Below are 9,657 nucleotides of genomic sequence, written 5' to 3'. Positions count from 1 at the left end.
TGGATACAATGATGGATAACCGGCGCATGGACGCGGCGACGGATCACGCCGCAATCGGCGGTGCGGAGCAAGGTCCGCCGACAGTCAGTCATCTGCTGGGCGAGATGGTGTGGCTGCTCACCCAGTCGCCACTGCATCGCGGGCTCGCCATTGGCGATCTCGAGTGGCTGGTGATTCCGGCGCTGATCCACCAGCAATTCTATATCTTCCGCGACGGCGAACGGCCGGTCGGGCTGGCGCTTTGGGCGAAATGCTCGCCCGAGGCTGCCGACAAGCTCGACCGGGGAATGATCGAGCCTGAGAACAGGCTGACCCTCGGGGAATGGAATGGCGGCGATCAGATCTGGCTTGTCGACCTGATCGCACCCTTCGCCTCGACGCAAAATCGCCACCGCGAGGTAATGATCGCGGATCTGATCTCCAAGCCACTGGCGGGTAAGGAGTTCAAATTCCACCAGACCGATCCGGTTACCGGCAAGCGAACCGTACAGACGGTGGGAGCTGATGCAGGGGCGAGATTGAAAGAAGCGATTTCAGCCGCAGCCAACGCATAGCGCCGGTCGATCTCCGCACATTTTTCCGGAACTGGCGCCGCGTGATTGCAATGGCAGGCAATATGCCGCCGCATCAATGCCCTTCCTTTGAGACTGACCCTGTCTCCCGGGCTGGATGTCGATCTGTCGATCTCCCGTGCGCTTCAGCGGCACGGATTGAGCCGACCGGGACCGCAGAGGCGATTGAACAGGTGATGGGCGACTTGCTCCGCGATCTGGCAGAGGTTTTGCAGGCGCGTGGGCTAGGCGCGCGATCGCTGCGTCTGACCGGCTTGCGCGTTGATGGCGGGGAGCAAACCGTGGCTGTCGTCACCTCGCGCCCAACACGCGAGGTTTCGCACCTTCTGCGCCTGCTGAAGCTGCGCATCGAGCGCATCGATCCCGGCTTGGGGCTAGAGCAATTCTCGCTGATCGCTCCTCACACCGAGCCCCTCGATGCAGTGGATCTGGGCGCGGTACTTGCCGGCGAAACCCTGGTGCGAGATCCGTCACGTTTGGTGGATGTGATCGCCGGAAGGATCGGGCTCAGCTCGGTCTTCCGAGTGGTTCTCGTGGAGAGCCACGTACCAGAGCGAGGGGCAACGCGCTCCGATCCCGTTGAGGCAACGGGGAGTTGGCCAGGCTGGGAACGCCCCATACGGCTGTTTGCGCGAGCCGAGCCGCTCTTCGGGGTCATGGCACTAATGCCCGGCCAACCCCCCAGACGCTTCGAGTGGCGCGGCAAGCCCCACAAGGTTGTGGCTGCTGATGGGCCTGAGCGCATCCATGGCGAATGGTGGCGCCGTGACGCGGAGACGTGGGCATCCCGGACTATTACCGCGTCGAGGCTGAAGAGGGCGGTCGCTACTGGGTGTTCCGGCGTGGGGACGGCATTGAAGGCGGCACTGGGGATCTGACCTGGTGGATGCACGGCATCTTCGCATGAGCCGGTATGTCGAGCTTCAGGTGCTCACGCACTTCTCGCTGCTGCGCGGCGCGTCAGGCCCTGACGAGCTGTTCGCTGCTGCCGCTCTTCGAGGTTATCCGGCAATCGGCATCAGCGACATCGGCACCGGCCGCCGGCGTGGTGCGAGCCTGGGAGGCGCAGAAGGCCACCGGCGTTCGCTCCATTGCGGGCTCCCGTGTTGAGCTGTCCTGCGGCCGACGCCTGCTGCTCTACCCTACCGGCCGCCCAGCATGGTCGCGTATCACTAGGCTTCTGACCGTCGGCAAGAAGCGAGCAGGGAAGGGCGGATGCCTGCTTCACTGTAGCGACCTTCAGCCCTGGTCCGAAGGCGTGATCGCGATCCTGCTTCCCCATGAGGCCGACGAGCAGAACCTTGCGGCACTGTCGGACTTGAAGAAGGTTTACGGGCGCCGCGGCTACATGGCGTTGTTCCAGCGTAGGCGCCTCAACGACACCGTGCGGATCGATGCGCTGGCGCGCCAAGCCGGTGGTGCCGGCGTCCGCGCGGTCGTCACGGGTGACGTACTCTACCACGCGCCTGAAGCGCGACTGCTGCAAGACGTAGTGACGGCGGCCCGGGAGAAATGCACCGTCGATGAGCTGGGCTACCGCCGGGAGGTCAACGCCGACCGGGCACTGAAGCCGCCCGAAGAGATGGTTCGGCGGTTTCGCGCCTATCCCGATGCGCTGCAGGCTAGCGTGGACATAGCTCGCCTCTGCACCTTCGACCTTAGCGAGCTCGCCTATCAGTATCCGCACGAGCGGGTGATCACGCGACGATCACGCCGGTTCCGGTTCTCCGTCATTAAACAGCAGGTCATGGGGTGAAGTTCGGACAGTCCACTCGCGAGTGTCAAAATCCAATCTTCCGTGTCACTTCGTTGACGAAGGTGTCCACCGCCAAGTGAACCCCTGATGGCAGCGTGATGTCGATGGTCCCTGTGCGGGCGTAAGAGGCGGGGCGGACAGTCTCTTCTGCCGCGACGGCAACCCGGTCGGCGGAACGTGGCATGGTGGCCGGCGGCACTACCGGCGTCCCGTGCGGGTGCGGCGTCTCGGTCTCGAAAGCCGGCACTGCACTATACGAGATGAACTGCCTCGGCTGGGCAAGGCTGGCGGCCTTACGGTGCGCCGAGGGCCAGTTGTAGACGAGGCTGTCGGCAATTCCGAACCGCCGCGCCACTTCGCGCACCGTGACCCCTGGTTCAGAGCTTGCGGCTACCACCGCAGCCTTCCCATCGTCGTTGTAGATGCGCCGGCGTTCTGTCCGGGTGATGATCTCCATCCGATCCATCTCCTGACCACCTTCTGAACTCCAGAAGTAGACCCCAGCAGCCACCGACATCACAGCCTATGCCGTTCATCGCAACACGGGTCAGGCCGGACGCGTAGGCAAACCCGCCATCGAACTCCGCGACAAGGTTATCCACAATCACGGGCTCGACTGAGGCGTGCGCAATCCGCCGCGGTTACGTCGACCAGAAGCTCGTACGGCGATGTTCTAAGTGCAGCTGCGATCATGCAAGGCGTAGATAGAGCACGATATCACAATTGCGACAGGGTCGATCAGATTCGTCGTAAAACTAAGCCTTTACAGAAGGGAGACGTAACTGAGCGCAGCCGCCGACGGCCGAATTCGATGTCGGGAGTTTGGCTGGGCCTAGTCTCCCATGGGCCAGCTAATGCCTTTCCGTCTACGGCCGTGTCCAACGCAACTGCAAAGGTGGTACTCGAGTCGAGGCGCGGTAATTGACTCCGCAGCACTAGCCTCGCGGGCCATCATCTCCGCACTCTGTTAAGGTAACATCATCCAGCAACACACTCGGCTTCACACCAAGCAAGGCAGCCACCTGAAACAGCGTCTTGAGCGAGATATTTAGCTCACCACGCTCAAGGCGCCCCCACCGCGCTCTATCGATGCCAGCGGATTGCGAGAAGCCTTCCTGGGAAAACCCCAAGCGCTCACGCTGGCGTCGCACTGCGGCCCCCACCTTTTTGTACGCGCTCTTTTGCACGCCCTCGTTCAACGGCAGCAGTCGCCTCCGGTCCACGGCCATTTCTATCCCCGGGAAAATATGTCCACGGTCTTCTATGTCCCGGTGGAGAGTGCTATGTTCTGATTGAGTGAGGAAGTTTGTGGATCCTAACTGCCACTACCAAGTGGATATGGGACTACGGCTGCCGTGCACTCAATCGCGCAAGGGCCCCGGCTTGCCCAGACGGATTGAAGAGCTCGAAGTCTGAGCGCAGGTAAAGCAGTGCTCTCTCTGAAATTTTTGCAAAACAGTAGCTTGGAGGAACCGATATGGTATCGTTCGACACAGATCGCGAGCTATCCGATGAAGAAATGGACGGAGCGGTTCGGTCGATCATAGAGCACCTAAAACAGAACCCCGACATCGGAAGCGCTGAGATTCGAGTACGCAGATCTGCTGATGCAAAGGTGACTGCCTCATCGGCTGGCATGCACAACCCCCGCATGTTGGTGGCTCGGGGCGTGGACGGCCATTGGGCGGTGAAAGCCAAGGAGGAGTCTCCTTTGCGTGGATTGAGTGCCATCATCGCTGGGCACTTTTGACGCGGCTCGTGCCGCCTGACGTTTCGCCGGCCAGAACTTTGAGCTCGCAATTGAATGCTTCGGAGGGAGGCGTGGGCATGCTTGAAGTGATCCTTAGTCGGCGAGAGCACGCTCAAGAGGGCTGGCAACCTTCGTTGGAGAAGGAGAGTCTCGCGATGGACAAGATCGATGCTACGCTGAAGGTTGTCGGAGCGAAGCAGAAGTTCGGCTGCTTGCGCGTCCGCCCTGATCGTTGCGAAAGTGGCGCCTATGCCCTGATGCATAAGACGACCTCGCGATCGCTTCAGACGTGCGTGCAATGTGGCGCGGCGGCAGCTTCGCGTATCGATAGCGGTTACTATGTCACTTCGTGCGCGCAGCATGCTACTCGGTGCGACCTTGCCGTTGGCTCCAGGAAATTCGACCAGCAAGGGCAAATGGTGATGGGTGCCGCGGCATTGCGGGCCGAGTATTCAGATGTCGCCCGGGAATTCGCCATCGAGGTCTACCGATGATAGTTGTCCGAGTGGAACTCTGGCCGATGGGATCGGAAAAGGATCGCCACGTCATCGCCGAGGCGAATATAGAGAATTGCGGCCTCGAAGGCACTGGCTACCGTTATCGCGCAATACTTTCTGAAATCGGTAACCTCGCCCTTGGTATCCCGCCGCTCGTTAGAACGACGGAGGTCTTTGAGCGCCACCGCGAGCAAAGTGTCTGGTTTTTGCTTGGTAATGTGGTCCGCAATGCCATGATGCCAAACTGCGGTATCAGCTTCGACTCCCGGCGGGACGGACAACGTCACGACGGGCTGGCGCTTTTCCTAGATGTTCTACCCGCTGCTTGGGGCCTCAGTGAGCTCGACGTTGAAACACTCCTTGATCTGCCCGATGGCTGGCTACGTGCGTGGCGCAATCACGAGGTGCAAATCGATGACGAGCTTGCCTTTGATATCTTGGAGCTTGGCGCCCTTCAGATTGGGATTCGTTCGCTTCGTAGGCCGAGCGGATATCCCGGATTTTGGCATAACCGCTGGGCCGCAGATAGTCCGATAGGCGCTAGAACCCCGTGGCAGGCATTCTCTGAAGATGGGCGCCCGGCCTTAGATGCGGTGAAGCGGTACTTGAAAGCTGGCATTCAATGAAAAATAGGCTTTCAACGATGCCGACCGAGCCGCCGAGAAAATCGGAGCTCGAGGCTGGATCTTAATCCTGAGGATCTGCGCGATGAGAAGCAATTATCGCGAGAGAAGGATGACGAAGATTTGCACGAGGGGCGTGTCACCGCTCAGGAGTTGAGATTGCGCAACGGCCTGTTCTCGGGAGTCGATCTGTCTCGAGCCACAATCCGCATCGGCGGAGCAAAGATGCTGCGCGTTCGCAGACAAAATCCTAGCCTGTGCCGTTGACCTATTTGGGGAAATAGAGGCGGAAAGGTGGTACCGCTCCGCCACGATTTCTGTACTTGGTGGGCGCACGCCAGAGGAAATCGTCAACACCGGCGAGGGAGCGATCGTCCTCAGATACGTGAGGCACCTTTCGGCAGGTGGGTCCGGCCCGCAAGGTCACGCGCCACGTCCACGAAGCCGCCCGTTACCTGGCCCGCGATATTGCCACCGGTGACGCTTATTTAACTTCCCGCCGCCAGCGCAAGAAGGTCGAGATGCTGTTTGCGCATCTCAAACCCCAAAGACCAGCTGCGAACAGATTGGCCGGACTTAGATCCGGGTACCGACTGGCAGCAGGTCCCCGCGGCAGCAACGTTCCGCCGCCGGTTTCGTTAGGCGCGCGATGATGGAGGGGACCGATGGCTGAGGACCCGACTTTCTGCCGCGACCGCGTACGTGAGCAGCGGGAGGCGGCTAAACCGATTACTGTAGTCAACGTCCGCAACCGTTGCACTTTGTCCGCTGAGACCTGGGAGCGGATGGCAAAACGAGGCAAACTCATCGGCGGCCGCCAAGCAGACCGCTCGATTGCGACGGCAGGGGCACAGTAAGTCAGAACAAGGGCTAGATTGATCGGGCGAGAAGACCATCGCCTACGACGATATAAAGGCTATGCCGATGGCACATCAGGTTAGGGCTAATACGCCAGATTGGCCCATCATTCGACACCCCTGCTACGCACACGCTACGCGGCTAGCCGCATGCTTATGGGAAAAACTGCAGTAGAATCAACGCGGGCGTTCAGCAAAGTACTTCGCAGTGCGGGTGCCGCTGATGGCCTTCTGCTCCCCGCAAACCCGCAGATTTCCGGGACTCTTGGCGGTCAATTTGGTACGTCTGATGGCCTTATGGTCCCCACCGGCCGGAGTCGCCCGCAGCGGGCTTTGCTGGATGGCAATTTCGCACGGCGCAAGCTGCCGCTGCGCACCAAAGAGTACTGCATCTGGGACACCGAACTGAAGGGTTTCGGCCTGCGCGTCCGGCCCTCCGGCAAGTACCAGTGGTTCGTCCGTGTAAGGCACCGTGACAAGCAACGGCGCTACACATCGGCCTACGCCAATGACGGCGCTCGCCCTCAAGCAGGTGGTGGCAGAGGCACTGGCCCGTGTTGGCGCCGACACCAGCTTCACGCGCGTGCCGAAGGGTAAGCCACGCTCGACCACATGGATCGGCATCGAGAATGGGTTCGGCATCCGCCATTATCCCACCGGTCGCAACGTCTACATCGTCCAGACCCGTATGGCCGGGCGGCTGCGTACCATCACGATTGGACCGGCTTCGGTCATCACCCGCGACCAGGCGACGAAGGTCGCGCGCATGGTCCTGGCCTATGCTCCCATCGGAGAGGATCCTGCCACCGATCGGGCGCGCATACGCTCGGCGCCAAGGTTCGACGACTTCCTCAACGAATTCTGGGCCAAGTGGGCCGTGCGCTGGAGCGACCAGACCTTCAGCAACAATTCCGGCTACCGTCGCAACTACCTCGACAATGCCTTCCACGATCTGTTTGCGGACGAGCTGAACGAGGCGCATGTCACCAAATGGTTGGCCGACCTCAACAATCAGACCAGCCCCGGTGCGGCCAACATGACGCTCAGCCTCCTCAACCTGATGATGAACAAGGCCGAGGCGTGGGGTTACCGATTGGAGAACACAAATCCGTGCCGCGTGGTTCGCTGGAACCGCCGCCGGCATTGCCAGCGCTTTCTCAGCACGGAGGAGCTGAACCGACTTGGCGAGGTGCTGGTGAGGCATAGAGAAGGCGAAGACCGGGTCAGAGCGTTAGCGGCGACCGCAGCGACTCTCCTGCTGCTCACCGGTTGCCGCCGCGGCGAGATCCTTGGGCTGCACTGGAAGGACATCCGCGGCAACCGTTTGAAGCTGCGCCACGGCAAGACCGGTCCGCGAACCGTCTGGTCGGGTGATGAGGCGCGGGCGCTGTGCTGATTTGCTTCATACTCAAGTAAGGTAGCAACGTCTTCCACTGCGACTTCGAACAGCGGCGCGCCAGTATTCGATTAAGGAATTCGCGTGTTCCCTGCCCATTAGTCGCACATGGTCCCTGACGCCGGCTAGATTGCGACGCATCTGCTGTCGGCGACGTCCGCCTTCTAGGCTTGGACGCTCCGAAGCTGACTAAGCGCTAAATGGAAATTTGACGCAAATTTGGTTTGAGCGGGCGTGTCAATGTCCAGATTCCACGCCTTCGCCAGCGGATCCGCCGAGATCGCGACGTAATATGGCATCGATGCTGAAACTAATCGCTTTGACACCTGCCACCGCCTCAACTGCCTCAAACGACAAATCGCGCCACTCTCGGTGACCTCCATCACGATAGCCATGACCAATCATTCGCGGGAACGGGCCAGCGAGGCAATGTTGAGCTGCTCCGGATCAAGCCAAATCGGCACCATGCTGCTGATTCACTTTCGCGAGCAGTCGAAGGGTGAGCCGATGATGCGCGAGCGGACGGCGGCGCAGGAAGCGCTGTTCTATAGCTTCGACCTTGAGCGGCATGTGCCGCCAAATCATCTGCTGCGCTCGATCGACAGCCTCGTGGACCTGTCGGACATCAGTGAGCATTTGCGGCCCTCTTAGAGGCTGTTTGGATAATCGCCTGAGAGCTTGCCAGGGGTAGAGGTGTCTGATTCAGGCTCTGCATGTGGACGCAGCAGAGCCGGGGGCGAATGGCCCAGATTGCCAGGAAAACGAAGCGCTACCCGAGCGATCTCACGGATGAGGAATGGGACCGGCTTGCGCCATTGATGCCCAAGCCTGGACGCCGTGGCCGTCCGCGCGAGGTGGATTTTCGCGAGGTGATCAACGCGGTGCGCTATCTTGTTCGTTCGGGGTGTGGCTGGCGGATGCTGCCGGTTCACTTCGGGGCGTGGCAGACGGTCTATGGCTGGTTCCGAGAGTTGGCGCGCAGGTTTCTGTTCCAGACGATCCACGATCTTGAGTTGATGCTGGATCGTGAGCGCTGCGGGCGAGAGGCTAGCCCGAGCGCGGCGGTGATCGACAGCCAGTCGATCAAGGCGCCATCGGCGGAAAAGCGCGGGTTTGACGCGGGCAAGAAGGTCGTGGGGCGCAAGCGGCACATCGCTGTCGATACCGATGGTCGCTTGTTGATGGTCAATCTGACCACAGCCGATATCTCTGACAGCGCGGGCGCGCAGGTCATCCTCAGTGGCATTCGTAAGCGCTGGCCCTGGGTGAAGCATCTGTTCGCCGATGGCGCCTACGATCGCCTCAAGCTCATGGACAAGGCCAGCTATCTCAACTTTGTCGTCGAGGTCATCCGCCGCAGTGATAAGCAAGAGGGCTTCAAGGTGTTACCTCGGCGCTGGGTCGTCGAGCGAACATTTGGCTGGATGATCCGATGGCGCCGACTGGTACGCGACTATGAGAAGCGGATCGACGTCTCACAGGCCATGATCCTCGTCGCCATGGGCGGTAATCTCCTACGACGAAACACTCATCCCTGGTTTTCCAAACGGACTCTTAGAGCGAGACGGGTCACCCTTGATCGATCCTGAGCTGATGATCCGCATGCTGATCATTGGCTACGGATCCGCTCGAAGCGGCGATTGTACGAACAGGTGCATCTCAATTTCGCCTATGGCTGGGTTTTGAGGGTACGTGCTCACCACTCGACGTTCTCGAAGAACCGGCACGGGTGGTTCCGCGACAGTGACCTGCTGCGGCAATTGTCCAAGATGACGGTGGCGCGTCGCATTGCCGAGGGTCCGGTGGCCGGCGAAGCTTTGCGGTCGATGCCAGCCTGATCCGCGGCGATGTCCGTCGCCAGCGGTCGGTGCCGGGCGAGGAGGCCTTCCACCTGAAGCGGTCTGAGGGATCGCTCGCGAGTATCTGGAATTCCCTGACGGTGCTGCACTAGGTTGCGCCCAACGGACTTCGAAGATGAACTTCGAAGTCCGTTGGTCACTCTAATTTGCCAATCTCCACGTTAAAGCTGTTGGCAGACGGACTTGACGTCACGACCCATCGATTTCCCACCATGAGGGAACGTCAAGGCCAGCGTTACGACAGGTAACACTCGTAGGAATGCGCAAGAGGTATGGCCGTGGGAATTCTCTTGTCTTCGGCGTCATGCTGGGTGCGCCGCTGTTCCTCGTGCTTCCTACCGTATTTC

At 60.4% G+C, this 9,657-nt stretch carries 12 protein-coding genes and 1 pseudogene; 11 read left to right on the top strand and 2 right to left on the bottom strand.

Annotated features, from left to right (window positions below):
- Positions 1-8: 8 nt before the first annotated feature.
- The 4 genes from FHT02_RS19120 (at position 9) to FHT02_RS21710 (ending at position 2,328) form a co-directional block, all read left to right on the top strand.
- Positions 9-554: a toxin-activating lysine-acyltransferase gene (locus FHT02_RS19120; RefSeq protein WP_184091437.1), complete on the top strand. Its 546-nt coding sequence runs from the start codon at positions 9-11 to the stop codon at positions 552-554.
- A 194-nt stretch (positions 555-748) separates the two neighbouring features.
- Entirely contained in the window at positions 749-1,450 is a 702-nt protein-coding gene (locus FHT02_RS19115; protein ID WP_246352560.1) for a DNA polymerase Y subunit UmuC family protein, read from the top strand.
- 25 nt (positions 1,451-1,475) lie between these two features.
- Positions 1,476-1,682 (top strand): hypothetical protein, encoded by a 207-nt coding sequence (locus FHT02_RS21715; protein ID WP_246352559.1) that lies wholly within the window; start codon positions 1,476-1,478, stop codon positions 1,680-1,682.
- 148 nt (positions 1,683-1,830) lie between these two features.
- Entirely contained in the window at positions 1,831-2,328 is a 498-nt protein-coding gene (locus FHT02_RS21710) for a PHP domain-containing protein (RefSeq protein WP_246352558.1), read from the top strand.
- A gap of 25 nt (positions 2,329-2,353) precedes the next feature.
- Here FHT02_RS21710 and FHT02_RS19105 read toward each other — a convergent pair whose 3' ends face one another.
- Positions 2,354-2,794 (bottom strand): transposase, encoded by a 441-nt coding sequence (locus FHT02_RS19105; protein ID WP_184091435.1) that lies wholly within the window; start codon positions 2,792-2,794, stop codon positions 2,354-2,356.
- Positions 2,795-3,263: 469 nt separating this feature from the next.
- Positions 3,264-3,527: a helix-turn-helix domain-containing protein gene (locus FHT02_RS19100; RefSeq protein WP_184091433.1), complete on the bottom strand. Its 264-nt coding sequence runs from the start codon at positions 3,525-3,527 to the stop codon at positions 3,264-3,266.
- 278 nt (positions 3,528-3,805) lie between these two features.
- On the opposite strand from FHT02_RS19100, the gene FHT02_RS19095 reads away from it, so the two are divergent.
- The 7 genes and pseudogenes from FHT02_RS19095 to FHT02_RS19060 all read left to right on the top strand — a co-directional run.
- Positions 3,806-4,078, top strand: coding sequence for a hypothetical protein (locus FHT02_RS19095; protein ID WP_184091431.1), 273 nt, complete (start codon positions 3,806-3,808; stop codon positions 4,076-4,078).
- Between the two features lie 77 nt (positions 4,079-4,155).
- A complete protein-coding gene (locus FHT02_RS19090; protein WP_184091429.1) occupies positions 4,156-4,572 on the top strand; it encodes a hypothetical protein in 417 nt (138 codons plus the stop codon).
- Positions 4,573-4,583: 11 nt separating this feature from the next.
- Complete coding sequence (locus tag FHT02_RS19085; RefSeq protein WP_184091427.1) at positions 4,584-5,201, top strand: hypothetical protein; 618 nt, start codon at positions 4,584-4,586, stop codon at positions 5,199-5,201.
- Between the two features lie 1,362 nt (positions 5,202-6,563).
- Positions 6,564-7,451 carry an integrase arm-type DNA-binding domain-containing protein gene (locus FHT02_RS19075; RefSeq protein ID WP_184091425.1) on the top strand — a complete coding sequence of 296 codons (888 nt, stop codon included), beginning with the start codon at positions 6,564-6,566 and terminating at the stop codon, positions 7,449-7,451.
- 372 nt (positions 7,452-7,823) lie between these two features.
- Complete coding sequence (locus FHT02_RS21700) at positions 7,824-8,102, top strand: hypothetical protein (protein WP_246352561.1); 279 nt, start codon at positions 7,824-7,826, stop codon at positions 8,100-8,102.
- Between the two features lie 62 nt (positions 8,103-8,164).
- A complete protein-coding gene (locus tag FHT02_RS19065) occupies positions 8,165-9,040 on the top strand; it encodes an IS5 family transposase (protein WP_184091423.1) in 876 nt (291 codons plus the stop codon).
- A pseudogene (locus FHT02_RS19060) lies at positions 9,018-9,333 on the top strand (transposase); the annotation flags it as partial. The gene FHT02_RS19065 and the pseudogene FHT02_RS19060, both read left to right, overlap by 23 nt.
- Between the last annotated feature and the right edge of the window lie 324 nt (positions 9,334-9,657).

The organism is Sphingomonas xinjiangensis (assembly GCF_014199255.1).
GTDB classification, from domain to species: Bacteria; Pseudomonadota; Alphaproteobacteria; order Sphingomonadales; family Sphingomonadaceae; genus Sphingomonas; species Sphingomonas xinjiangensis.
This window is presented reverse-complemented; position numbering and strand designations above follow the sequence as displayed.

Coding starts and splice junctions, on each gene's coding strand:
- FHT02_RS19120 (WP_184091437.1), top strand. CDS start 9: ATGATGGATAACCGGCGCATGGACGCGGCGACGGATCACGCCGCAATC.
- FHT02_RS19115 (WP_246352560.1), top strand. CDS start 749: ATGGGCGACTTGCTCCGCGATCTGGCAGAGGTTTTGCAGGCGCGTGGG.
- FHT02_RS21715 (WP_246352559.1), top strand. CDS start 1,476: ATGAGCCGGTATGTCGAGCTTCAGGTGCTCACGCACTTCTCGCTGCTG.
- FHT02_RS19105 (WP_184091435.1), bottom strand. CDS start 2,794: ATGGATCGGATGGAGATCATCACCCGGACAGAACGCCGGCGCATCTAC.
- FHT02_RS19095 (WP_184091431.1), top strand. CDS start 3,806: ATGGTATCGTTCGACACAGATCGCGAGCTATCCGATGAAGAAATGGAC.
- FHT02_RS19090 (WP_184091429.1), top strand. CDS start 4,156: ATGCTTGAAGTGATCCTTAGTCGGCGAGAGCACGCTCAAGAGGGCTGG.
- FHT02_RS19075 (WP_184091425.1), top strand. CDS start 6,564: ATGACGGCGCTCGCCCTCAAGCAGGTGGTGGCAGAGGCACTGGCCCGT.
- FHT02_RS19065 (WP_184091423.1), top strand. CDS start 8,165: ATGTGGACGCAGCAGAGCCGGGGGCGAATGGCCCAGATTGCCAGGAAA.